This is a genomic window from Mesorhizobium sp. M0715 (assembly GCF_040320355.1).
Taxonomy (GTDB): domain Bacteria; phylum Pseudomonadota; class Alphaproteobacteria; order Rhizobiales; family Rhizobiaceae; genus Mesorhizobium.
Genome location: NZ_JAMYPL010000004.1, coordinates 100,157 through 121,369, shown reverse-complemented (window position 1 = coordinate 121,369; position 21,213 = coordinate 100,157). Strand labels below are relative to the sequence as shown.

The 21,213-nt window shown below is 62.2% G+C and carries 26 protein-coding genes; 12 read left to right on the top strand and 14 right to left on the bottom strand.

Features of this window, described 5'->3' with window-relative positions; genetic code table 11:
• Positions 1-14 precede the first annotated feature (14 nt).
• The gene (locus NKI21_RS06600; RefSeq protein ID WP_352440397.1) at positions 15-755 is read right to left on the bottom strand and encodes a LuxR C-terminal-related transcriptional regulator; all 741 of its coding nucleotides are present in this window, start codon (positions 753-755) and stop codon (positions 15-17) included.
• A gap of 221 nt (positions 756-976) precedes the next feature.
• Between NKI21_RS06600 and NKI21_RS06595 the strand changes: the two genes are divergently transcribed.
• Complete coding sequence (locus NKI21_RS06595) at positions 977-1,180, top strand: hypothetical protein (protein WP_081734779.1); 204 nt, start codon at positions 977-979, stop codon at positions 1,178-1,180.
• 145 nt (positions 1,181-1,325) lie between these two features.
• Here the strand turns inward: NKI21_RS06595 and NKI21_RS06590 are convergent, their stop codons facing one another.
• Entirely contained in the window at positions 1,326-1,694 is a 369-nt protein-coding gene (locus NKI21_RS06590) for a winged helix-turn-helix transcriptional regulator (RefSeq protein WP_164892913.1), read from the bottom strand.
• An 89-nt stretch (positions 1,695-1,783) separates the two neighbouring features.
• Between NKI21_RS06590 and NKI21_RS06585 the strand changes: the two genes are divergently transcribed.
• Positions 1,784-2,389 (top strand): NADPH-dependent FMN reductase, encoded by a 606-nt coding sequence (locus tag NKI21_RS06585; RefSeq protein ID WP_023809763.1) that lies wholly within the window; start codon positions 1,784-1,786, stop codon positions 2,387-2,389.
• A gap of 62 nt (positions 2,390-2,451) precedes the next feature.
• Here the strand turns inward: NKI21_RS06585 and NKI21_RS06580 are convergent, their stop codons facing one another.
• Positions 2,452-3,174 (bottom strand): MBL fold metallo-hydrolase, encoded by a 723-nt coding sequence (locus tag NKI21_RS06580; protein WP_245486153.1) that lies wholly within the window; start codon positions 3,172-3,174, stop codon positions 2,452-2,454.
• Positions 3,175-3,332: 158 nt separating this feature from the next.
• A complete protein-coding gene (locus NKI21_RS06575) occupies positions 3,333-3,737 on the bottom strand; it encodes a winged helix-turn-helix transcriptional regulator (protein WP_352440398.1) in 405 nt (134 codons plus the stop codon).
• 97 nt (positions 3,738-3,834) lie between these two features.
• Between NKI21_RS06575 and NKI21_RS06570 the strand changes: the two genes are divergently transcribed.
• Both NKI21_RS06570 and NKI21_RS06565 read left to right on the top strand, forming a co-directional pair.
• Positions 3,835-4,815, top strand: a complete 981-nt coding sequence (locus NKI21_RS06570) for a quinone oxidoreductase family protein (RefSeq protein ID WP_352440399.1) — start codon at positions 3,835-3,837, stop codon at positions 4,813-4,815.
• Positions 4,816-4,924: 109 nt separating this feature from the next.
• Positions 4,925-5,851, top strand: coding sequence for a DMT family transporter (locus NKI21_RS06565; protein ID WP_128303793.1), 927 nt, complete (start codon positions 4,925-4,927; stop codon positions 5,849-5,851).
• Between the two features lie 10 nt (positions 5,852-5,861).
• Here the strand turns inward: NKI21_RS06565 and NKI21_RS06560 are convergent, their stop codons facing one another.
• On the bottom strand, positions 5,862-6,770 hold the full coding sequence (locus tag NKI21_RS06560; RefSeq protein WP_128303794.1) for an alpha/beta fold hydrolase: 909 nt from the start codon (positions 6,768-6,770) through the stop codon (positions 5,862-5,864).
• Positions 6,771-6,886: 116 nt separating this feature from the next.
• Here NKI21_RS06560 and NKI21_RS06555 point away from each other — a divergent pair, with 116 nt between their 5' ends.
• Entirely contained in the window at positions 6,887-7,585 is a 699-nt protein-coding gene (locus NKI21_RS06555) for a CGNR zinc finger domain-containing protein (protein ID WP_128303795.1), read from the top strand.
• Between the two features lie 55 nt (positions 7,586-7,640).
• Here NKI21_RS06555 and NKI21_RS06550 read toward each other — a convergent pair whose 3' ends face one another.
• Positions 7,641-9,146 (bottom strand): winged helix-turn-helix domain-containing tetratricopeptide repeat protein, encoded by a 1,506-nt coding sequence (locus NKI21_RS06550; RefSeq protein ID WP_352440400.1) that lies wholly within the window; start codon positions 9,144-9,146, stop codon positions 7,641-7,643.
• A 230-nt stretch (positions 9,147-9,376) separates the two neighbouring features.
• On the opposite strand from NKI21_RS06550, the gene NKI21_RS06545 reads away from it, so the two are divergent.
• Complete coding sequence (locus NKI21_RS06545; protein WP_023809755.1) at positions 9,377-9,631, top strand: DUF1127 domain-containing protein; 255 nt, start codon at positions 9,377-9,379, stop codon at positions 9,629-9,631.
• 25 nt (positions 9,632-9,656) lie between these two features.
• Here the strand turns inward: NKI21_RS06545 and NKI21_RS06540 are convergent, their stop codons facing one another.
• Positions 9,657-9,788 (bottom strand): hypothetical protein, encoded by a 132-nt coding sequence (locus NKI21_RS06540; protein ID WP_352752079.1) that lies wholly within the window; start codon positions 9,786-9,788, stop codon positions 9,657-9,659.
• 220 nt (positions 9,789-10,008) lie between these two features.
• Positions 10,009-10,362, bottom strand: coding sequence for a winged helix-turn-helix transcriptional regulator (locus tag NKI21_RS06535; RefSeq protein ID WP_128303797.1), 354 nt, complete (start codon positions 10,360-10,362; stop codon positions 10,009-10,011).
• 129 nt (positions 10,363-10,491) lie between these two features.
• Here NKI21_RS06535 and NKI21_RS06530 point away from each other — a divergent pair, with 129 nt between their 5' ends.
• Both NKI21_RS06530 and NKI21_RS06525 read left to right on the top strand, forming a co-directional pair.
• Positions 10,492-11,376 (top strand): NAD(P)-dependent oxidoreductase, encoded by an 885-nt coding sequence (locus NKI21_RS06530; RefSeq protein WP_352629988.1) that lies wholly within the window; start codon positions 10,492-10,494, stop codon positions 11,374-11,376.
• A gap of 1 nt (position 11,377) precedes the next feature.
• Entirely contained in the window at positions 11,378-11,770 is a 393-nt protein-coding gene (locus NKI21_RS06525) for a hypothetical protein (protein ID WP_023809752.1), read from the top strand.
• A gap of 27 nt (positions 11,771-11,797) precedes the next feature.
• Here NKI21_RS06525 and NKI21_RS06520 read toward each other — a convergent pair whose 3' ends face one another.
• Positions 11,798-13,108: a hemolysin family protein gene (locus NKI21_RS06520; protein ID WP_352440403.1), complete on the bottom strand. Its 1,311-nt coding sequence runs from the start codon at positions 13,106-13,108 to the stop codon at positions 11,798-11,800.
• Positions 13,109-13,183: 75 nt separating this feature from the next.
• The gene (locus NKI21_RS06515; protein WP_023809750.1) at positions 13,184-14,098 is read right to left on the bottom strand and encodes a LysR family transcriptional regulator; all 915 of its coding nucleotides are present in this window, start codon (positions 14,096-14,098) and stop codon (positions 13,184-13,186) included.
• 126 nt (positions 14,099-14,224) lie between these two features.
• Between NKI21_RS06515 and NKI21_RS06510 the strand changes: the two genes are divergently transcribed.
• Entirely contained in the window at positions 14,225-15,247 is a 1,023-nt protein-coding gene (locus tag NKI21_RS06510; RefSeq protein ID WP_352440404.1) for a zinc-dependent alcohol dehydrogenase family protein, read from the top strand.
• 13 nt (positions 15,248-15,260) lie between these two features.
• On the opposite strand, the gene NKI21_RS06505 is transcribed toward NKI21_RS06510, so the two are convergent.
• The gene (locus tag NKI21_RS06505; RefSeq protein ID WP_352440405.1) at positions 15,261-15,968 is read right to left on the bottom strand and encodes an LssY C-terminal domain-containing protein; all 708 of its coding nucleotides are present in this window, start codon (positions 15,966-15,968) and stop codon (positions 15,261-15,263) included.
• A gap of 110 nt (positions 15,969-16,078) precedes the next feature.
• On the opposite strand from NKI21_RS06505, the gene NKI21_RS06500 reads away from it, so the two are divergent.
• Positions 16,079-16,792 carry a gamma-glutamylcyclotransferase gene (locus NKI21_RS06500; RefSeq protein WP_352440406.1) on the top strand — a complete coding sequence of 238 codons (714 nt, stop codon included), beginning with the start codon at positions 16,079-16,081 and terminating at the stop codon, positions 16,790-16,792.
• A gap of 12 nt (positions 16,793-16,804) precedes the next feature.
• Here the strand turns inward: NKI21_RS06500 and NKI21_RS06495 are convergent, their stop codons facing one another.
• From NKI21_RS06495 to NKI21_RS06485, 3 genes are all read right to left on the bottom strand, one after another.
• Complete coding sequence (locus NKI21_RS06495) at positions 16,805-17,611, bottom strand: extensin-like domain-containing protein (protein WP_352440407.1); 807 nt, start codon at positions 17,609-17,611, stop codon at positions 16,805-16,807.
• A gap of 477 nt (positions 17,612-18,088) precedes the next feature.
• Positions 18,089-19,126, bottom strand: a complete 1,038-nt coding sequence (locus tag NKI21_RS06490) for an extensin-like domain-containing protein (RefSeq protein ID WP_031212699.1) — start codon at positions 19,124-19,126, stop codon at positions 18,089-18,091.
• A gap of 187 nt (positions 19,127-19,313) precedes the next feature.
• Complete coding sequence (locus NKI21_RS06485) at positions 19,314-19,739, bottom strand: DUF3775 domain-containing protein (RefSeq protein ID WP_013530064.1); 426 nt, start codon at positions 19,737-19,739, stop codon at positions 19,314-19,316.
• Between the two features lie 143 nt (positions 19,740-19,882).
• On the opposite strand from NKI21_RS06485, the gene NKI21_RS06480 reads away from it, so the two are divergent.
• Together NKI21_RS06480 and greA are read left to right on the top strand one after the other, a co-directional pair.
• Positions 19,883-20,422, top strand: coding sequence for a tetratricopeptide repeat protein (locus tag NKI21_RS06480; protein ID WP_023809744.1), 540 nt, complete (start codon positions 19,883-19,885; stop codon positions 20,420-20,422).
• A 270-nt stretch (positions 20,423-20,692) separates the two neighbouring features.
• Complete coding sequence (gene greA, locus NKI21_RS06475) at positions 20,693-21,166, top strand: transcription elongation factor GreA (protein WP_013530066.1); 474 nt, start codon at positions 20,693-20,695, stop codon at positions 21,164-21,166.
• Positions 21,167-21,213 lie beyond the last annotated feature (47 nt).

The window sequence follows — 21,213 nt, the reverse complement described above, 5'->3', positions numbered from 1 at the left end:
GAGGAGCAGGAATATCAGGGCAAGAAGCCTTGCGACCGCGCCTCGAAGATCGCTTCCGTCCGGGATTTGACCGACAGCTTCTTGTAGATGTTGCGAATGTGGCATTCGACCGTGAACCTGGAGAGGGAAAGGACTCGCGAAATCTCTCGATTGGTAAGCCCCTTGGCAACGAGGTTGAGGATCTCGATCTCGCGCGGCGTCAAGGGAGGCGGCGGCGCAAGTGCGGGCTTGCCGCGCCCCGGCCTGTCGGTGGAAGGACGGGCACGCCCGGTCGGCGCCGGCGCCGACACCAGTTCCAGGATGCGCCGGGCGATGAAGGGATCGATCGGCGCGCCGCCGCGGATGGTGCTGTGGATCGAAAGCGAAAGCTCGATGTCGTCGCGCTCCTTCAGGAGGTAGCCGGTCGCGCCGGCACGTAGGGCCTCGAGGATGGTGTTTTCGTTGCTCCAGGCCGAGATGACGAGGATCGGCAGCGCCGCGTCATGCTCGTGCAGGGAGCCGATAAGGTCGATGCCGTTGCCATCGGGCAGGCCGACATCGACCAGCGCCATGGCAAAGGGCTGGTCGACGAGCAGGGTCCTGGCCTGCGCGATCGACCCGGCGAAAAACAGCTCCTCCTGAGCATAGCCAAGGCCCTTCAGGATCGAGCGCAACCGCACCTGCATCATCGGCTCGTCCTCGACGACAAGCAGCGGGCTCGGCAGCAGTGCTTCCGATGGGGGCAGGTCGATGGCGGGATATTCCTTGTACGACATGAACCTCGACGCGAATGGCGGCTTTCACCGGTAGCAGCCGGGGCGGAAAATACCCAGCCGATCGTACCAGTCTGCCATGGATCGGTTGACGCCGACATAGCTGGGATCAGGTAGAGCGAGCCGGGGATGGCCGTTTGTAACAGGGGCCATGTAGCGGACCCGTTTCGCGACATCCAACGGTTGCCTCCATGCCCGATCCTGCTGCAATCGGAGGAGAGACAATGCGTCAACATCTGCTGAACGGTTGGCTCGTGGCAGCCCTGGTCGCGACGACATGCCTGCTCGGCGTGACCGCTTACGCGGAGGTGAAGGAAGATATCTCGCGCAGTGCCTGCACGCATGGGGAACAGGCTCCCGGCGAGCAGGGCGCACGGTGTGATACCTGTGCCGCCGCGCGATGCGATGTCCGCACATCAGGAGCCTGAGCGGCAGCCGTCAGGGGACTGCATGAGCGGCAATCCACCAGCCAAAACGGCCCGTGCATTCGGGCAACGACCCGCGCAGCCCATAGAATCTCCGATCAGACAAGCCGAAGGTGGTGTGTGCCTAATCCCTTGCGGCGCAAGGGTTTCAGGCGTGCGTGACGTCGAATTTTTCGCGCGCCGCCTTGACGCGCATGGTGTTCGCGCGCGCCCATTCGCTCAGTGCGCTGACGGGGATCAGCAGCTCGTGGCCGAGCTCGGTCAGCTCATAATCGACGCGCGGCGGAATGGTTGGAAACACGGTGCGGGTGACGAAGCCGTCACGCTCCAGGCCGCGCAAGGTGGTGGTCAGCATTTTCTGCGAGATGCCGCCGACGGCGGCGCGCAATTCATTGAAACGCATCGGTCCGTCGCCCAGCTTGCCGACGACCAGAACAGTCCATTTGTCGCCGACGCGCTGCAGGATTTCCGAGATGGCGCGGCAGTCTTCGGAGCGGTGTGGGTGCCTCGGTAACAAAAAAGTGCCTTCTTGTGCATCGCGTTTGCAGTATCTCATATAGCGCAGGTATCCAAATGATACCAGTACTTCGTGCAAGGAGAGCCCTTATGTCCAAACCCAAAATTGCCATCGTCGTCGGATCGACGCGCGCCGCTCGTTTCGCCGATGTGCCAACCCAGTGGATCGCCAAAATCGCCAAGTCGCATGCCGACATCGATGTCGAGATCGTCGACCTGCGCGACTTCCCGCTGCCGTTCTTCGACGAGGTCGCATCCTCCGCCTGGGCGCCGTCGCAGAACGAAGTGGCACAGCGCTGGCAGAAGAAGGTCGCCGAATTCGACGGCTTCATCTTCACCGCCGCCGAATACAATCATGGCCCGACGGCCGTGCTGAAGAACGCCATCGACTACGCCGCCAATGAATGGAACAAGAAGCCGGCCGGCTTCGTCGGTTATGGCAGCGTCGGCGGCTCGCGTGCCGTCGAACAGCTTAGACTGTATGCCGTCGAATTGCAGATGGCGCCGGTCAAGTCGGCCGTCCATATCGCCTGGGGCGATTTCCTCGCCGTCCGCCAGGGCGAGAAGAAGCTGGAAGACCTGGAGCATCTGAACCAGGCCGCCACGGCGCTGGTCAACGATGTTGCGTGGTGGGCCAAGGTTCTCAAGGCAGCGCGTCAGGCCGACGCCGTTGCCGAGGAAGTCAAGGCGGCCTGACCGCCAATTCGAATTATCCTCCCAAGGATCCGGGGGCGGCGTCTTGCGCCGCCCTTTTTCAATTATAGCGGCTCGAATTGAAAGCTGGCGCCGGATCGGACGACGCGGCCGACACCGGGCGAATCCAGATGCGCGCCGGCGACGAAACAATGATCGTCGGCTGCAAGCGCCAGCAACCGCAACCGGCTTTCGCGCGCCTGGTCCTGATCGGCGTCGAATTCCCATGTCACCTCAGGTCGATCGAACTGAAGCGATGGGACGTGAACGGTGTCGCCCCAGATCAAAATGCGTTCGCCGCCGGCAGAAACACGAAAGCAGCTGTGTCCCGCTTCATGGCCATGAGCGCCGACAATGTCGACATGTGTCCCGATACGGTCTCCGGCTTCGAAGGGTTCCGCCGTGCCGTGAAATCGTTCGAGCCGCGCTTCGGCGCGAAAAAAGCCGAGTTCTTCCCCGGGAACGAGCAAGCGCGCCAGACGCGGGAAAGCGTCGCGGCCGTCGGCAAGCACAAGACCATGGATGTGGTCGAGATGCGTGTGGGTGAAGCAGACGGTACGGACTCGTCCTGCATCGATGCCAGCTTCGTCCAGCGCCTCGGGAAGTCGGCCCATGGTGGGATGCCAGGCGTTCGAGGCGCCGGTATCGATCAAGATGATCCCGTTTCCATCGTCAATCGCGAAGGCATTGACGGAAAGCCTGAGTTGACCACCAACCAACGCGACTTGTTTCGGTAATTCATCGCCAAATGGCTTGTCGCCGCGTTGCCGAAGCCGTCCGATCGGCATGTCGACATAGCCATCGCGCAAGGAGGTGATGCGCAAGTCACCAAGATCGTAGGTCTGATAAAGGTCGCCCGAAGCTATGCGGTGCATTTTCCGATCCGTTCTGTGGACAAATCGACGGTCTGGCAGCCCGCGTCGGCAACTCACCCGTCAAATTCGATTTATGCCATGTGGGCGTGCGTCGCCTGCCTCGGCCGTATGATGCAGTCTGCGAGGCGGTTCGTCTCGTTCAACTCGTCGGCGTGGTGCTGGCCCCATTGGCAGAGCGCCAGCAGGATCGGCTCGAGGCTGAGGCCGAGGCGCGTCGCCGAATATTCGACGCGCGATGGCACTTCGGCGAAGATTTCACGGCTGACCAGGCCGTGCTCTTCCATTTCGCGCAGCTGCTGGATCAGCACTTTCTGGGTGATGCCCGGCATCAGCGTCTTGAGCGCCGACAGGCGCCGGGGACCATCGAAGAGATGGTAGAGGATGACCGCCTTCCAGCGACCGGCGATCACTTTCAGCGCCCGTTCCGCCGGCAGCATCGGCAGTCTTTTGATCGGCATTCTCTTGGAATCTGGCATGGTCACCTCCTGGTCAGCAGGGGACAAATGAGTGTGTAGTCGAGGCTCCGCAGATAGTGGCAAACCGCTGCCGATGCCAGTGCTATCGGAGCTTGCCATGAAAGCCATTCAACTCAGCCGCTTCGGCGGTCCCGAGGTGCTGGAGGTGGTCGATCTGCCGGCGCCGGTGCCGCAGGCCGGCGAGGTGCTGATCCGTGTCCATGCCGCCGGGATCAACTTCTTCGAAGTGCTGATGCGCGCGAACCGCTACGCGGTAACGCCGCAACTGCCGATGATCCCGGGCGCCGAGGCGGCGGGTGTCGTCGAGGCCGTCGGGCAAGGTGTGGATGCGCAATTGCTGGGTCGCCGCGTGGCCGCGCCTTTGTTCATGTCGCAGCGTCCCCACAGCGGCTATGCGGAGCAGGTGACGATGTCAGCCGACCTCGTCGTGCCGCTGCCAGATGCGCTGCCGTTCGAGGCTGCCACGGCGCTGATGGTGCAGGGGCTGACGGCCCTTCATCTGCTTCGGCAAAGCCCGCCCGATGACAAGGCGGTGCTGGTGCCGGCCGCATCGGGCGGTGTGGGAACGCTGCTTGTCCAATTGGCCAGGCTGAAGGGCGCACGCCAGGTGATCGCAGCCGCCGGCGGCAAGGCAAAGCTGGATTTCGTCTTGTCGCTCGGCGCCGATGCCGCAGTCGACTATACCAAGCCGGACTGGCCCGCTCGCGTCCGCGACCTCACCGGCGGGGAGGGCGCCAACATCATCTACGACACAGTCGGCGGTGCGCTCACCGCTGCCTTGCTTGAGGCCTTGGCGCCTGGCGGCGAACTGGTGTTTGCTGCGCTCGGGCGCTTTGGCCTCGCTGCCTTCGATCTGGAGCAGTTGATCGGCCGCAACCAGTCACTCAGGGGTTTCGCGCTGCTGCCGCTGCTGTCTGCCGATGTGCTGAAAGCCAGCCTGTCCGAACTGTTCCAAATGGCGGCAGGCGGCCAACTGCAGGTCACGATCGGCGGCAGATTCCGGCTCGACCAGGCCGGCGAAGCGCACCGGTTGCTGGATGAGCGCCGGTCGACCGGGAAGGTGGTACTGATACCCTGATATGGCGATAGCCGCGAACACGACGCCAATCGGGGTTGGACTGCTACATCGACGGGACTGCCATCTGGTCGCGCCCTGTGGCCTGATATATCCGGCTGCAATCCGTCACATGAGTGAAGCCGTGAAGACATCCAGCCTGACCGGCGCCGTTTCCCCGATGATCCCGGTGCTCGTTTGCGCGCTTGCGATCTTCCTGCTGTCCGGGATGGATGCGGCGATGAAGATCCTGGTCATCGCGGTCGGCGTCTACAACACCTTGCTGTGGCGCAGCATGGTCGCGACCGTGGTCGCGGGCGTGGCCTGGTTGGCGGGACCGCGCCTAACGCCAACCGTTCCGGTGCTGAGGCTGCATGCGCTGCGTGCCGCGATTGTCGGCATCGTCCTGATATCCTTCTTCTGGGGCTTGGCCAGGCTGCCGCTCGCGGAGGCGATCGGGCTCAGTTTCGTGGCGCCCTTGTTTGCCCTGTTTCTCGCCGCGCTGCTGCTGGGCGAACGGATCCGGCGCCAGGCTGTGTGGGCATCTTTGGCCGGCATTGCCGGTGTCGCCATCATCATGGCCGGCCAGTTCGGGAAGGCAGACTATTCGCAAGATGCCATGCTCGGCACGGCAGCGGTGCTCGTGTCGACGGTGTTCTACGGCTACAATCTGATCCTCGCCCGGCAACAGGCGCAGTTGGCCAAGCCCATCGAGATCATGCTGTTCCAGAACCTTTGCGTTGCCATCCTCCTCGGTCTCGCAGCACCCTGGCTTGCCGTCGCCCTACCGAGCAATCTTTGGCTTCCTTTGGCCGGGGTGACGGTGCTGTCGCTTGCCGGGCAGTTCCTGATGAGCTGGTCCTACGCCCGCGCCGAAGCGCAATATCTGATCCCGACGGAATACTCGGCCTTTATCTGGGCGGTCGCGCTCGGCTGGTTCTTCTTCGGCGAGGAGGCGACCTGGACCACCTTGACCGGAGCGTGCCTGATCGTCGCCGGCTGCCTGATCGCCGCGCGGGCCAATCCCAGGCTTGCCGAGCCCATCGAAGTGGCGGTTTGAGCGCCGACGTTCAGCGCCCGGCAGGTTCGCGAAATACCCCAGTCTCCACCTCGTGGATGAAGTGAGCGATGAGAGCCGCGCATTGGCGATGATGCGTTTCGAGAAGCATGTGTCCGCTCTCAAAGACATGGATTTCGACTGCGTCGAGGTCGCGGCTGTAGGCCATGATCTCGTCCAGCGCGAAGAAGGCGTCGTGCCGTCCCCACAGCACGAGGCATGCTGGCTGTTGGTCGCGGAGATAGGCCTGGATGGCCGGGAAGCGGGCGATGTGCGAGCCATAATCGGTGAAGAGTTCGAACTGAATGTCGGTGTTGCCGGGCCTCGCCAGACGCTCCGTATCGAGATACCAACCCTCGGGCGGAAACAACACCTTCAGACGCTCGGGGAGACCGCCGATATATTGGTTCCGGGTCCCCTCGAAATTCATCCAGTCCGGCAGTTTGGCGCGGTTTTCTTCAGTCGGTTCAGCGAAGAACGCCTTCGGCGCGTCCCATTCCGGTCCCAGCCCCTCGTCATGAGCGTTGCTGTCCTGCGCGATCAGGCCGAGGATGCGATCCGGCCGCCGTGTGGCGAGATGATAGCCGACGGGCGTGCCGAAGTCAGTGATGTAGAGGAAGAATCGCTGGAGGCCGAGGGCCTCGATGAAGGCTTCTATCGTGTTGGCCAGGTTCTCGAACGTGTAGTCATAAGCATCGATGGAAGGGGCGGACGAAAAGCCGAAACCGGGCAGATCCGGCGCCACCACATAGGCTGTCTCCGCCAGCGGTTCGATGACATTGCGATAGACGTGCGACGAAGTCGGATATCCGTGCAGCAGCAGGATTGCCGGTCTGCCGGGATCGCCGGCATGACGGTAGAAGATGTCGAGGCCGTCGACATTGATGGTTTCGTGGCGGGTCTTGTAACGATTGCTGCACATCCTCTCTCTCCCAGGGGTTCCGCGCCGATCTGGCGGTGTTATGGCTTTGACACCACATATCCGTATGATAGTGGTTACATCATAACCGTATAATCCGGCTAATGAGGTTATGTTCCATGGGCGATGCACACACCGAATGGGTGCCGGATCACTTCATAGGCGGGCATCCCGCTTTGGACCTGTCGAACGCCGTGTTCGACCGGCGGGTGCCAGCAGCTGATAATGAACTGTTTAAGTCCGTCCGGGATGTTGCGAACTGGTTCAACGCCTCAGGGCTTGCCGACGATCGCCAGGCGCAGGCCGTCGCCGAGATAGCGGATGGGCGGTTCGTGGAACGGGTCCGCGAAGTGCGGGAGGCGTCATTTCAGGTCTTCGAGTCAATCGCCGCGGGCAAACCGTCCGCGGTCGAACCGCTAGATCCTTTCACCGTTTCACGGAAACGGCGAGCTGCTCTAACTCTTTGTTTTGACGCAATCCCGGACGGAAAACCACTTCACACTTTTCCTGGAATTGCTCTAGGCGTGTTATTCTCGCGCACGGCAAGCTCGCTTGCCGCCGGGTCTATAGAGCTGGATCGCACCAGGCCGGAGCTTGGCCTTGCCCGGTGGCGGGACCCGGACGCCGTCACCGCCTTGCTGGCCATGCTGTCCATCGAAGCGTTCTTCACCTTGCCGCGCGACAGGCTGCATTCCTGCCCTCGCTGTGGCTGGCTTTTCCTCGATACGTCGCGAGGCGGCAAGCGGCGCTGGTGCAGCATGCGCACCTGCGGTAACCGCGAGAAGGTCTCGCGCCACCGAGATCATGCCCATGCCTAGATCCGGGTTAGCGCACCACTTCGCCTTTGCTGCGGGCAGGCCGGATGCCGGCGCGTCACTCCGGAAGACCGGCCTTGCGAAAACCATCGACGAAATGCTCGAACGTAGCGGCGTCGCGGAATGGCTCGGTCGTCGCCCAGTGATGGGTTGTGAAATGCGGGTTGCCGACGAGAAACAGCTCGGCCTCCGCGCGCGCCTCGTCCAGCCGGCCGAGTTGCGCCAGGCTTGCCGCTAGGAAACGGCGTGAGCTTGTGCGATAGGTCTCGTCACGGCGCAACGTCTCGATAGCGGCTTGATAGTCGCGCGCCGCATATTGCGCCTGGCCGAGCGTCAGATAGTACCAGCTCGCCGGAAACGGGTTCAGCCGGAACGCCTTGCGGATGTGCTCGAGACCCTCTTCGACCCGGCCGGCCAGGACCGCGATGTCGGACAATGCCGCCCAGGTGTCGGCCTCGTTCGGGTCGAGCTCGATCGCCTTGGCGAATTCGGCATCCGCCTCGGCGAAGCTGCGCTCATAGGCAAGCAGGTAGGCCAGGATCCAGCGACAGCCAGCATCGTTGGGATCGATCGCCACAGCCTTGCGCGCCAGCTCCAAGGCAACGCTGCGGGCAGCTTCGGTTGGTCCGCCCCAATGCACCTGTCCCATCCAGTGGTTCATGGCAAGCCAGCGATAGGGCTCGGCGTATCCGGGATCGAGCGACACCGCGCGCGTCAGCATCAGATGCGCTTCCTGCGCCATCTGCGGCGAGTCGTCGATCAGCTTGCGCGCCCGCACGCAGAGATCGTAAGCCTCGAGATTGCTGGGCCGGTTGCGCGGCGGCAGCGTGCGCAGACGGCCAAGCAATGCCTCCACGATCTTGGCCGTCACCTCGTCCTGAACGGCAAAGATGTCGTCCAGGCCGCGATCGAAGCGTTCCGCCCACAGATGATCGCCGCTCACCGCGTCAACCAGCTGTGCGTTGATGCGCACGCGCCCCGCGGCGCGTCTTGCGCTGCCTTCCAGCAGGTAGCGCACGCCAAGGTCCCCGGCGATCTCGCGCACGTCCATCGCTTTTCCCTTGTAGGCAAAGGTTGAGTTGCGGGCGATGACGAACAGGCCGGAGATCCTGGACAGGTCGGTGATCAGGTCTTCGGTCAACCCGTCCACGAAGGAATCCTGCTCGGGATCGTTGCTGAAATTGACGAAGGGCAGCACGGCTATCGATGGTTTGTCGGGCAGCGGCAAGGGTTTTCGCTTGGCCTGGCCGAGCCGTTCGACGGCCCCCGTGAAACGGTAGCCGACGCGCGGAACGGTGGATATCCATTCGCCGTTCTCGCCGACAGGACCAAGCAGCTTGCGCAACTGCGCGATCTGGACGGTGAGGTTGCCTTCCTCCACGGCCGTGCCCGGCCATGCAGCGTCCATCAACTCGGCCTTTCCCAAGATTTCACCGGGCCGCCCGACGAGTGCTGCAAGCAGGCTCAGCCCGCGATAGCCAACGGCAACGGGGACGTCGTTCCGAAGCAGCGTTCCCGCACCCGGATCAAGCACGAACGGACCAAAGGCAAAACGCGATCCCATAGACGCATCTATAGAGCAATTCCAGGAAAAGTGTGAAGCGGTTTTCTGTTCGGAATTGCGTCAAAACAAAGGGTTAGAGTAGGTTACCGGTTCCGTGAACCGGTGAACTGCTCTAGCTCGTTTGGAAGTTTTGAGAACTATTTGGGAGGGCTTAATTACGGCGCCGTCCGTATCCTGCAGAATTCAACCTCATCGAGAGCCCTAGGCCCTCAAACCATATGGAGGTTGCCATGACCAATACACTTGCATCAGCCCAGCGTTGTGCAGCGCGACCGGGAACGCCCGTGCGGCCGGCATCGCGCCGGCTCCTGAAGACCCTGCGAAGCATCATAGCGAGCTGGCACGATCGGACCTGGCGCGAACGGATACGCTTTCGCTGGCAACTCAGGCAGATGTCGAAGGACAATCCGCATCTGATCGACGATATCGGCCTGACGATAGAGCAGGTCGAGGGAGAGATCGCCAAGTCCTTCTGGGAACGATAGAGCGAATGCCGCAATTGCTCGGGCGTCAGCGCACCGCCTCGCGATGGGCGCCTGCCAGGCGGGATGCGGCGGCCGTCGAGATCGCCACCTCGAAGCGCCAGCCCTGCGCGTCGACGCATTCGCCAGTCGCCGGCATGATGCATGTGCGCCAGCACATAGCCGGCGACGGAGCCCGGTGGGAGAATGCCGGCCGTTGTGGCGGTGCGAAACGGTAGTACTCGTCATGACCAGCACCATCGGAACGCCTTTAATCTCGACAGGACATCCAGCGCGTCGCACCCCTGAAGCGTGTCCCGTACGAACGGGTTCAGGCGTTTTAGATCCTCGTTTTTATGCATGTCGTTCTCCCAAACCGAGGTCGCTTTGGGCGACATGCATCAGAGGGCATCCATATGTACGCCATTGGCAATCTGAGGGCAGCCGGGCAGGCCGAATTGCTCGGCCCACAGACATAGTGAACCTGCTGCTGCGTTGAGCGCCGCGCCGCGTTCTGTCAGCGAATAGACTACCTTCGCTGGAACCACGGAAAAGACTTTACGGTCGACAAGGCCGTCGGCCTCCAGTTCTCGCAATTGTTGCGCCAGCATCTTTTCACTGATGCCAGAAAGCGCCTGTTTCAATCGACCAAATCTGCGCGACGCCGTTCCGAGCTCGCAAAGGATATCTACTTTCCACTTTCCTTCGACCATCCTGACGGCCGCTGCAAAGCCATTGTCCGCGGAATTGTTCATCGCGCGTTCCTTACCTTCTGGTGACCACTTACGCCCGGGTGCGTATCGCGCGCCGCTCGTTTTGACATACCTCTCAAGACGATCACAGCAAAACGCGGTCTGACGCCGCCAATTGATATGGAGTGTGGAATGAAGCTTTCAATCACGGTCATTGGAACGGGCCGTATGGGCTCGGCGCTCGCCGGCAGCCTGCTTCAGTCGGGATATCCGACGACTGTCTGGAACAGAACCAGACAGAAGACCGATCCACTCGCCAGGCTGGGCGCAATCGCCGCGTCCTCCGTGGAGGAAGCCGTGAACGCAGGCGAGATCATCATTGTGAATGTCAGCGACTATAAGGCGACAAAAGCGCTTCTCCACAGTGACGCCATCGCCTCAGCCATTCGCGGCAAGCTGATCGTGGAGTTGACTTCGGGGACGCCGAGTGGCGCACGGGAAGCCGCTGAATGGTGTACGAAGCACGGCGCAAACTACCTTGATGGCGCGATCATGGCGACGCCGGATTATATCGGCACGGACGCCGGGACCATCCTGCTTGCCGGGCCAAGGGAGGCTTTCGACACGAACCGCGATGTGTTTCGCGCCTTGGGTGGCAATGTCCAGCATGTTGGCGAAGAACCAGGGCGTGCGAACGCGCTCGATAGCGCACTACTGGCTATCATGTGGGGCGCTCTGTTCGGGACGCTCCATGCGATCGCCGTGTCGCAGGCCGAAGAGATCGAACTGGGTGAACTGGCGCGGCAGTGGTCCGCGACGGCGCCGGTCATTGACGGCCTGGTGACCGACCTCATCAAGCGGACGAGCGCTGGCCGATTTGCCAGCGATAACGAAACGCTCTCGTCGATCTCGGCGCACCACGGCGCAATGCAGCATCTGTTGGAGTTGATGCAGTTCCGCGGAATCGACCGTTCAATAGTCGATGGTTATGATGCGATATTCAAACGGGCCATAGCGGCGGGCCACTTGCACGATGATTTCGCCGCGCTCTCGCATTTTCTGGCGACAGGGAAGTAGCATGCCTTTGACGCATCTCATTGATAAGTATTGTGCATCGTGGTCCACCGAAAACGCCGAGAAGCGGCGGGCGTCGCTGCTATCGGTCTTGAGCGATGGCGCGACGTATACAGATCCAACCGTTCACGCTGTTGGTGCCAAAGAACTGCTAGCCCACATTGCAGGAATTCAGAGCAAGCATCCTGGTGCCTGCATTCTGCGGACCAGCAACGTGGATGTTCATCACGGCGTCGCGCGCTTCGCGTGGAAGTTTGTGATGCCTGACGGTTCGTCTTTACCCGAGGGCCTGGACATCGCTTTTCTAGATGAGGAGCAGAAACGGATAACGCGCATCATTGGCTTCTTCGGTTTGTTGAAACCAGTTCGACCTCTGGCAGAGGGCGGCGTCAGCTAACCGGTCAAAAGCTGACATTCGAACATGTCAGCGCACCGCCTCGCGGTGGACGCCGGGCAGGCGGGTGGCGATCAGCTTGTCGATGCGGCGGCCGTCGAGATCGACCACCTCGAAGCGCCAGCCCTGCGCGTCGACGCATTCGCCAGTGGCCGGCAGATGGTGCATGTGCGACAGCACATAACCGGCGACGGTTTCGTAATCGCGGTTTTCCGGCAGGTCGATGCCGAGAATGTCGGCCATCTCGTCGGCCTGCATGTAGCCGGCGAGCAGCCATGAGCCGTCCTCGCGCTTGACCGCGTTCTCCTCGTCGCCGGCGTCTGTGTCCGCGCGGAACACGCCGGTGATGGCTTCCAGAATGTCGGCCGGGGTGACGATGCCTTCGAAATGGCCGTATTCGTCATGCACCAGCGCCATCGGCACGTCGGATTCCTTCAGCTTCTGCAGCACATCCAGCGCGTCGGCCTGGTCGTAGACGATGGGGGCTGCGCGAACATGCCTGCGCGGGTCGAGCACGCGGCCGGCAAGCAACGCCGCCAGCACGTCACGCGTCTGGACGACGCCGATCATGACATCGACGCCGCCGTCACCTGCCGGCAGGCGCGAATGCTGGGTTTCCATGAGCAGCTTGCGGATGGCCGCCTCGTCGGATTGCAGATTGATCCAGTCGACCTCGGTGCGCGGCGTCATCACCGCGCGCACGGCGCGGTCGCCAAGCCGCATGACGCCGGCGATCATGCGCCGCTCGTCGGATTCGATGGTGCCGTGATGCTCGGCCTCGGCGACCAGCATCTTGATCTCCTCATCGGTGACCTTCTCCTCGCTTTCGCCGCGCTGGCCGAGCAGCCACAATATGGTGCGGCCGGAGAAGTCGAGCAGGAAGACCAGCGGCGCCGAGATGGTGGCGAGGATGGTCATTGCCGGAGCGACCCTGGCGGCGACCCGCTCTGGGTCGCGCAAGGCAATCTGCTTGGGCACCAGCTCGCCGACGATCAGCGAGAAATAGGTGATGATGGCGACGACGATGCCGACGCCGAGCGGATCGGCGACGGTCTCGCGGATGCCGGTCGAGGCCAGGAACTGCGCCAGCCGTTCGCCGAGCGTGGCGCCGGAAAAGGCGCCGGAGAGGACGCCGACCAGGGTGATGCCGATCTGCACCGAGGAGAGGAACTTGCCGGGATTCGAGCCAAGCTCGAGCGCGCGGCCGGCGCCATTGATGCCGCGGTCGATCATCGCTTTCAGGCGGGCCGGTCGCGACGAGACGATGGCAAGTTCGGACATCGACAGAAGGCCGTTCACACAGATGAGGACGACCACGATAGCGATTTCTACGTATAACATGAGCGGTCAATAGCATTGCGGCGCGGTCTTCGAAAATAGTCTGACGTGATTTTTGAGAAATGACCGGCATTTCGGTCACGCGGCATCCCAGGGCGGCGTCGAAAAATGTTCGACGAGGGCGTCGACGACAACCCGTACCTTTGGCGTGAGCGCGCGCGTTACCGGCCAGACGGCATGCACGACGATGTTCTCGACCAGGCAGTCCGACAGCACCATTTCGAGATCGCCGCTTTTGAGGCTGTCGGCGGCCAGCCATGTCGGCAGGAAGGCGATGCCGCAGCCGGCGAGCGCTGCATCCAGCATCGGTTCGCCATGGCCGAGAACGAGTCGCGCCTTGGGCATGAAGGTTGCGAGATGGCCGTCGGAATGCCTGATCACCCAGGGACGGACGATGCCCTCGCGACCGTAGCCAATGACGCTGTGATCGGCGAGATCCTCGACCGATTGCGGCCGGCCATGCCTGTCGAGATAGTCGGGAGCCGCGCATATGGCCGAGCGCTGGGCGTAGAGGCGCCTGGCCGCAAGCGACAGGCTGTCGTCGAGTTCGCCCATGCGGATCGCCAGGTCGATGCCCTCCTCGATCAGGTCGACGCGGCGGTCATTGAAGGAGACTTCCACCGTCAGGTCCGGAAATTCCCTCGAAATCTCGAACAGCACGGGGGCGACGCAGCGTCGGCCGAAGGCCAGCGGCACGTCGATCCGAAGCCGGCCAGACGGGACCTGCCGGCGCGAGGCAAGCAGCGACTGTGCGGCTTCGATCTCGGCAAGGGCCCGGACGCAAGCTTCATAATAGCTGACGCCTTCGCTGGTCGGGCTGAGGCTGCGGGTGGTGCGGTTCAGCAAGCGAACGCCGAGTCTCTGCTCCAGCTGCGCGATCGATTTGCCGATCGCCGACTTCGTCACATGCAGCCGCTCGCCGGCGCTGGTGAAGCTGCCGGCCTCCACCGCCTGAACGAACGCGACGATGCCTTGCAGGTCGGCCGTTTCCATGGCGATTTCCTATTGTCGACTTTTAGTCCGCAATCAGTGTCAAATTATACCGCACGAAAGCACTATTTTCCATAGTCGAAAGGCATAAATGTCTCGCCTGCATCAACGCACGGAGCGCGACGCGACATGAGCACCCCAATCAACAGATCCTGGCAGATGAGCGGTTTTGGCCTGTCGAGGCTAAGCCAGGTGGAAGGCAAGGTACCCGAGCCAGGGCCGCACGATTTGCTGGTGCGGACCAAGGCCGTGTCACTCAACTACAAGGACAAGATGATCGTAGACGGCGTGCTGATCCCCGATCTTGCCTTTCCCTTCGTGCCGACATCCGACGCGGTGGGTGAAGTGGTGGCCGTCGGCAGTGCGGTCAGCCGCTTTCATGTCGGCCAGCGCGTGCTCGGCCAGGTGATCGCCGATTGGCCGGATGGCGACGCACCGCCAGTGCTGCATAAGCACACGCTGGGGTCGTCGCTGTCGGGCATGCTTTCCGATCATGTCATCTTCGGCGAGGACGCCGCGGTGCTGGCGCCGCCATCGCTCGGCGACATCGAGGCCGCGACATTGCCGATCGCGGCGCTGACGGCCTGGTTCGCCATGGCCGAAGCGACCAGACCGGTGCCGGGCCAGACCATTCTGATCCAGGGCACCGGCGGCGTGTCGCTGTTTGCGCTGCAGTTCGCCACCGCGTTCGGCCTGCGCGCCATCGTCACCTCAAGCAGCGACGAAAAGCTTGAGCGGGCAAGAAAGCTCGGCGCCTGGCAAGGGATCAACTACCGCACGCAACCGGCCTGGGACGAGGCCGCGCGTGAGCTGACGAATGGGCTGGGCGTCAACCACGTGCTGGAAATGGTCGGCGGCGACAATGCACGGCGATCGCTGAACGCGCTGGCCGCCGACGGCCGGCTGTCGATCATCGGCCTGCTGGGCGCGATGGAGCTCAGCTTCCCTATCGTGCCCTTCATGCGCAACCGCATCACCGTGCAGGGCCTGTCGGTCGGCCATCGCCGCGCCTTCGAACGTATGAATCAGGCGATCGAGGCGCTGGCGATCAAGCCGGTCATCGACAAGGTCTTTGGCTTCGACGAGGTGCCACAGGCCTTGCAGCATCTGGAGAAAGGGCCGTTCGGCAAGATCGTGATCACCACGAACTGACTTTTGCGATGGGTCATGGCAGCTGCTTCAACATGCCGACAATCGCCTCGCCGTCCGTGAAATAGGGATCGCCGCCGCCATTGCGGCCCGTACTGGTGGCGCCGACGCCCGATATGTCGCTGGTCGAGATCAGCGTGCCGGCGGTGGCCAGGTCGCGCATCAGGAAATCGCGCTCGGCGTCGATGTCGGGGCCGATATGGTGGGTGACGGCGCCGGTGTCGTGGCTGAGGCCGACGCCGCGATCGAAGCTGGCCGAGCCCAGCCACAGCGGCCGGCCATCGTCGCCGCTTGCCTCGGTCTGCCAGAAGCGCACATGATGCCGGCGGTCGGCGCTGAGGCCGTCCGGCTTTTCGAAGGCGAGATCCTGGGCGCGGCCATCGAACAGCAGCCTGCTGACCGGCGCATCGGGGTAGGGGTGGTCGAACAGCACGCTTTCACCGATCTCGATCGCGGTCTTCAGGGTCACGGCGTCGGCGGTGTCCCAGCCGGCGACGGCGAAGGCGTGGATTACTTCCTTTCGCGTACCGACAAGACCGACATTGATGGGATCGCCCGGAATGCCTTGCGGCGTGTGCGTCACCATCTCGAAGCTGTGCTTGCGAAAGCCGCGATCGTGAAACGTCCAGAATTCCGGTGCGGCGAAATAGGCGAGCGCCAGATAGGCGGCCAGCAAGGTCGCCACCCAGATTGCAACGCGTCGCCGAAAACTTCGCTGGCTCATGAACGCCGCCCGATCCGTGCGGTATCTTTTGCCCGAGGGACCCTGGAAATCAATGGCCAGCAGCGCGCCGCCGCTTTATCGTGGGCCATCGTTTCTTCGTGGGGGCAGCAATGGAGCGGAAGCTGGCAGGCCGCAAGCCAATGGCGTTGACCGCCGAGCTTGTCGCGCAGGTTGAGCGTGTCGAGCCTGATCCCGGGCCAGAGCCCGGAACCAGCGAGCACACCGATGCGGAGTTCGATGGCCTGGTCGAAAAGCTGCTTTCGCAGCATCGTCCCGACACGCTTTGGGTCTTTGCCTACGGGTCGTTGATCTGGAACCCCGAATTCGCCCATGTCGAGCAGCGCCCGGCCACGGCGCCGGGATGGCACCGCTCGTTTTGCCTGAAGCTGACCCGCTGGCGCGGAACCCGTGATTTGCCGGCCCTGATGCTGGCGCTCGATCGAGGCGGCAGTTGCAACGGCATCGTCTATCGGCTGCCCGCGGAAGACCATTTCGGGCAACTCGGCCAGTTGATGCGCCGCGAGATCGATGCCAACCCGCCAACCAACGTGCCATGCTGGATCAAGGTCAAGACCAAGGACGGGCCGCTGCATGCCTTGGCCTTCGTCGCCGCGCCGGATGGCAGGGCCTATGCCGGCCGGTTGCCATTGGAGCAGGTTGCCGACACTCTGGCACGGGCTGCCGGTCATTGGGGCTCTTCGGCGCAGTATTTGTTCAGGACCGTGAGCAAGCTTGAAGAGAGCGGCATCCGCGACCAGAATCTCTGGCGCATCCAGGACTTGGTCGCACGGCAAATCGCCGCTTCAACCGGTGGCGCCGACTAGGCTGATCTCTTTCTAACGGCAGGCGCGATAACCGTTCTTGCGGTTCTTGATGTCGAAATGGAAATGGTTGCGGTGGTCGTAATTGTAGCCGGGGCCGAGCACGGTGGTGAAATACTGGCAGCCGTCGGCGCGTACATTGTTGAGGAAGCCCCGGGTGCGGAAGGCGAACAGGCCGGGCTTGCGCACGTCGATGTCGTCGCCATTGTTGAGTTCGATGCTCATGACGTCGAGCGCATTGCCCTTGCCGTGCTCGGACAGTACACCTTCGCCGGCAATCCTGCGGCAGGAATAGCTGGAGCCCTGGTGGATGGTCTTGACACCGGAGAAATAACGCCAGCGGGCGGAGGGGACGAGCTCGTTCTTCGTCCAGCCGGCAAAGGTGGCGGCCATGTCGCAGGTCAGGGTCGCGGCGGGTTTCATCTGGATGTTGCCGATGGCCGAAACCTTGACCGGATAATCGATGCCGCACTGGCCTTCATGGATCGGCGCCAGGTCGGTGTAGGCGACATCGAGGCGCTTCAATTGCTGCCGGCAGTCGGTTTCGCTGGCCGGCATCTGCTCGACGGGCGACATCGGCTCGTCCATGCGCGGATAAGCGGCCTGCGTCATGTATGGATTGGAAGGAACAAGCTTCTGCATGCCGGCATATTGCGGCACGGCAGCCGTCTGCGCGCCGACGTCGACGGCCGGCTGCAGCGACAGCACACTGCCGGTGTTGCAGGCGGAAAGCGCCGCCAGCGCCAGGCCGGCGGTCAGCCTTGCTGCATATTTTGACTGGCGCGCGGCGGCGAAAAACACGGCCCGAAATTTGCCGGCCATTGGCGGAATCCCGTTGATGGATATCCGGCATTTTAACGATCAAGGGTAAAGGAAAACTCAGCGTCCGCGTTCATGCCTGCGGCCGAATTGCGGCACGCGGATCATTGCGGAAGGCAATTTATCTTCGACAGGGTCGCTTGCCTAACCTATACCAATTGCTGTTGGAGGGGGAGAAATGCCAATGTGGCGTGCGATAAAACGGTTCTTCACCGCCCGTGATCTGCGTGAAGTATATGTAACTCTGCGTAGGAGCCCCTATTCGTTTGCCTTTCTTCTGAAGCTGGACAGGGACCAGCAGAAATATGTTGTGGTTCAATTCCGACATAGAAGTTTGGTCCAAGAGACTTGCAGCATGAGTATCGAAGATTTTGATGATTTTACACGTGGTGTTTTGATCATGAAGGCCGAGATCGACAAGCCGCTTCCCCCGAGCGCTATGCAATAGATATTAGCCCAACTTCCTGAGTGCGCTTCCGGCTATTGGCAGAACGTTCCGCCATGCCGTCTCGGTTCGAGATCGAGATGGAAATGCAGGGAATGATCCGGATCGGCGCCCGGACCGAGCACCGTCTTGAAGGGTCCGCAGGCGGCCTTGCGCACGGCGTTGAGGAATTTGGCGTCCTTCTCGGGCGGCGCCGGGCCGACCTCGATCTTCTTGCCGTCCGACAGCGTGAAGCTGGCGATGTCGAGTGCGTTGCCGAACGCGTGTTCCGACAGTTTTCGTGTGCCGTTGCGTGGCCGGCAGACAAAAGCCGACGCCTGGCCGATCGATTTCAGGTCCGCACCGAATTCGGCTTTCGCAGCCGGCTGGATGACATCGGCGGCAAAACGCGCCATTGCCTCGGCCATCTTGCAGTTGAGCTCGGTGGCGGGGCCGATGGCGACGGACTTTCCAAGGGTCTTCAGCACGATGGGATAGGGGATCGAACAGCCGATTTCGGCCTGGCTTTCCGCCTTGTGTTCTTCGAATTCGACGCCGAGCATCTTCAGCCGTTCGCGGCATGCGACTTCCTCGGCCGGCATTTTTTCATCGGGCATGTCGGCCGAGCGCGGGTCTGGCAGCATCTTCTCGTCGTCTGCATCGGCCGGCTTTTGCGACGGCTGCGGGCCAATGTTGGGCGGCTGAGCCTCGGGCTCCGCGATGTCGGGTTTTGGTGTCGGCGTTGGCGCGACCGCGGGCGGCTCCGGTTCGCTTTCCGTATCGGCTGAGGGTTCGGGAGCCGGCGGCTCGGGAAGTGCCTGCTTTTCCTGGCGGGATTTTTCTTCATTGGAACGGTCGGGCGCGCCGGCGGTGTTCGCAGCGTCCGCCGGGCGTGGTTCCGGCACTGGAATGGCGGGTCCGGATCCCGAAATGCCGGGTCTGGGCATCGGCACATCGGCAGGCAAGGGTAGCGGCGGCAGCGTTTTCTGCTGTGCCTGCTTCGGCGTCACCGACCGGTGTCTTCGTGGTTTCAGGCGCTTTCCGCCTCGCGGTTTAAGGGACTGTTCGGCTCTTGGTGTCAACGGCTGCTCTATCCTCGGTGTCAACGGCTCGTGATGCCGATGGCGATGTCTCGCCTCGGCCGGCATCACCAGCAAGACCGTGACGGCCATGACGAACGCGATCCTGCATATTCGGGAAAAGACAATCGACCCCATCGCCGTCAACGGCGCCGACGCGAGGAAAGTTGCCTTGGCCCCATCACGAACGGTAACCGCGTCGTTACGCACCGATCGCTTCCAGCCCTTCCTCCAGCCAGTCGGCGAGCAGCGGCATGCCGAGCAGGTATTTCGCGGTGCGCTTGTTGGCGCGTTCGCGCGCTGCCGCCAGCGCGTCCGCCCATTCGGTGGCGTCGTAGTCGCCGCGACCGACCCAGGCCAGCGCGATCAGCTCGGCTGCTTCATCGACATTGAGGTCGTTTATCAGCTCGCGCAGCTCTTCCTCGGTCAGATTCTCCGAGCTTTCCTCGGCAAGGCCGTCATGGTGATGGTTGACATGGGACTCGCCGTCGAGTTCGACCTCGTGCTCGGCGCCATCTGCATAGTCTTCATTGACGGCCGCACTCAGCGCCTTGGCCTTGAGGATGAACAAGCGCACCGTGTCGGGGCCGATCGAAAGCTCCCAGTCCTTTTCAAGCCGCCGCTGCAAGGGCCGTCTCCCTCAGGTCGTTTGCCGGATGATAGCGGATTCGCAGCATCCGTCACCTGATGTTCTCCCGCACGTAATTTTCCGGGATGAAACGCAAGCCGACCGGCGTTAGTGTTGCATTCTCACCCCTCCAGGAGGTTTCGATGCATAAAAGAGTGCTGATCCAGGCGGCGACTGCCCTTGTCGCGCTGCAGTTCCTTGCCGTTCCGGTGTTCGCCGCCGGCGGTGACAGTGGCGGCAGCGATCAGACCGTCACCCAATGCAAGAAGGGCGAAGTCTGGGATAAGAAGAAGAAAAAGTGCGTCGCACCCCAGGAGGGCATGCTCGACGACGACAGCATCTATGATGCCGGCCATGCGTTGGCGATGGCCGGGCGCTATGACGAGGCGATCGCCGTGCTCAGCCTTGCCGCCAACAAGCAGGATCCGCGCATCCTCAACTATCTCGGCTATTCGCACCGCCATTCCGGCCGCGTCACAGTCGGCCTCGGCTATTACGAGGAAGCGCTGCGCATCGATCCGGACTACACGCTGGTGCGTGAATATCTCGGCGAAGCGCATCTGCAGATCGGCGATCTGGCCGGCGCCCAGCAACAGCTGATGGAAATCGAGAAGCGGACCGGCAAGGGTTCGCGCGAATACGGCATGCTGGCCGAGCAGATCGACCATTTTATGCGAAGCTGAAAAGATTCCAGGGCTCTTTTAAGCGGCCGCGAGCGATCGCGGCCGCTTTTGTTGCCCCCAGTCTCATTCACCGCCCCCGGCTGATGAATGCGGGGATGATTTTTACAAAACCGATTTTTGGGCGTGAAAAACCCGCGAAGATTGCTATATTCAGGGAAATTGCGGTGAAACGGTTCCGTTAGCCCGAGGCTGCCGGACCCGTTTTCTTTTTGTACCATCGACAAGGCTTTCCCCGAAACGCGGGGGTGGCAGCAGGAAAGGTCAGGCATCATGAACAAGGTCCCGATGACAGGCGAGGGGTTCGCGTCATTGAAGGAAGAACTGCGCTGGCGCCAGCAGGAAGAGCGGCCGCGCATCATCGAGGCGATCTCCGAAGCGCGCTCGCATGGCGACCTGTCCGAAAATGCCGAATATCATGCCGCCAAAGAGGCGCAGAGCCTCAACGAGGGCCGCGTCAACGAGCTTGAAGATTATATCGCGCGGGCCGAGGTGATCGACGTCAGCAAGCTCAGCGGCGACAAGATCAAGTTCGGCGCCACCGTGGTGCTGGTCGACGAGGATACCGAGGAAAAGAAGACCTACCGGATCGTCGGCGACCAGGAGGCGGACGTGAAGTCCGGCCGCATTTCGATCTCCTCGCCGATCGCGCGTGCGCTCATCGGCAAGGAAGTCGGCGACGCCATCGAGGTCAATGCGCCTGGCGGTGCCAGGGGGTATGAGATCGTCCAGGTGCAGTTCATCTAGAGCAATTTGAGGTGGGCGCGGCAGCGCTAGCCTTTCAATTCAATTAT

What these genes read in the sequence shown, in the direction of transcription:
- NKI21_RS06550 (WP_352440400.1), bottom strand. Translation starts at nt 9,146, where the DNA reads ATGGGATCGCGTTTTGCCTTTGGTCCGTTCGTGCTTGATCCGGGTGCG.
- NKI21_RS06570 (WP_352440399.1), top strand. Translation starts at nt 3,835, where the DNA reads ATGAAAGCCATTCAACTCAGCCGCTTCGGCGGTCCCGAGGTGCTGGAG.
- NKI21_RS06595 (WP_081734779.1), top strand. Translation starts at nt 977, where the DNA reads ATGCGTCAACATCTGCTGAACGGTTGGCTCGTGGCAGCCCTGGTCGCG.
- NKI21_RS06515 (WP_023809750.1), bottom strand. Translation starts at nt 14,098, where the DNA reads ATGGAAACGGCCGACCTGCAAGGCATCGTCGCGTTCGTTCAGGCGGTG.
- NKI21_RS06580 (WP_245486153.1), bottom strand. Translation starts at nt 3,174, where the DNA reads ATGCCGATCGGACGGCTTCGGCAACGCGGCGACAAGCCATTTGGCGAT.
- NKI21_RS06480 (WP_023809744.1), top strand. Translation starts at nt 19,883, where the DNA reads ATGCATAAAAGAGTGCTGATCCAGGCGGCGACTGCCCTTGTCGCGCTG.
- NKI21_RS06540 (WP_352752079.1), bottom strand. Translation starts at nt 9,788, where the DNA reads ATGTGCTGGCGCACATGCATCATGCCGGCGACTGGCGAATGCGTCGAC.
- NKI21_RS06560 (WP_128303794.1), bottom strand. Translation starts at nt 6,770, where the DNA reads ATGTGCAGCAATCGTTACAAGACCCGCCACGAAACCATCAATGTCGAC.
- NKI21_RS06535 (WP_128303797.1), bottom strand. Translation starts at nt 10,362, where the DNA reads ATGAACAATTCCGCGGACAATGGCTTTGCAGCGGCCGTCAGGATGGTC.
- NKI21_RS06500 (WP_352440406.1), top strand. Translation starts at nt 16,079, where the DNA reads ATGGAGCGGAAGCTGGCAGGCCGCAAGCCAATGGCGTTGACCGCCGAG.
- NKI21_RS06505 (WP_352440405.1), bottom strand. Translation starts at nt 15,968, where the DNA reads ATGAGCCAGCGAAGTTTTCGGCGACGCGTTGCAATCTGGGTGGCGACC.
- NKI21_RS06525 (WP_023809752.1), top strand. Translation starts at nt 11,378, where the DNA reads ATGCCTTTGACGCATCTCATTGATAAGTATTGTGCATCGTGGTCCACC.
- NKI21_RS06575 (WP_352440398.1), bottom strand. Translation starts at nt 3,737, where the DNA reads ATGCCAGATTCCAAGAGAATGCCGATCAAAAGACTGCCGATGCTGCCG.
- NKI21_RS06520 (WP_352440403.1), bottom strand. Translation starts at nt 13,108, where the DNA reads ATGTTATACGTAGAAATCGCTATCGTGGTCGTCCTCATCTGTGTGAAC.
- NKI21_RS06530 (WP_352629988.1), top strand. Translation starts at nt 10,492, where the DNA reads ATGAAGCTTTCAATCACGGTCATTGGAACGGGCCGTATGGGCTCGGCG.
- NKI21_RS06495 (WP_352440407.1), bottom strand. Translation starts at nt 17,611, where the DNA reads ATGGCCGGCAAATTTCGGGCCGTGTTTTTCGCCGCCGCGCGCCAGTCA.
- NKI21_RS06545 (WP_023809755.1), top strand. Translation starts at nt 9,377, where the DNA reads ATGACCAATACACTTGCATCAGCCCAGCGTTGTGCAGCGCGACCGGGA.
- greA (WP_013530066.1), top strand. Translation starts at nt 20,693, where the DNA reads ATGAACAAGGTCCCGATGACAGGCGAGGGGTTCGCGTCATTGAAGGAA.
- NKI21_RS06565 (WP_128303793.1), top strand. Translation starts at nt 4,925, where the DNA reads ATGAGTGAAGCCGTGAAGACATCCAGCCTGACCGGCGCCGTTTCCCCG.
- NKI21_RS06585 (WP_023809763.1), top strand. Translation starts at nt 1,784, where the DNA reads ATGTCCAAACCCAAAATTGCCATCGTCGTCGGATCGACGCGCGCCGCT.
- NKI21_RS06510 (WP_352440404.1), top strand. Translation starts at nt 14,225, where the DNA reads ATGAGCACCCCAATCAACAGATCCTGGCAGATGAGCGGTTTTGGCCTG.
- NKI21_RS06600 (WP_352440397.1), bottom strand. Translation starts at nt 755, where the DNA reads ATGTCGTACAAGGAATATCCCGCCATCGACCTGCCCCCATCGGAAGCA.
- NKI21_RS06555 (WP_128303795.1), top strand. Translation starts at nt 6,887, where the DNA reads ATGGGCGATGCACACACCGAATGGGTGCCGGATCACTTCATAGGCGGG.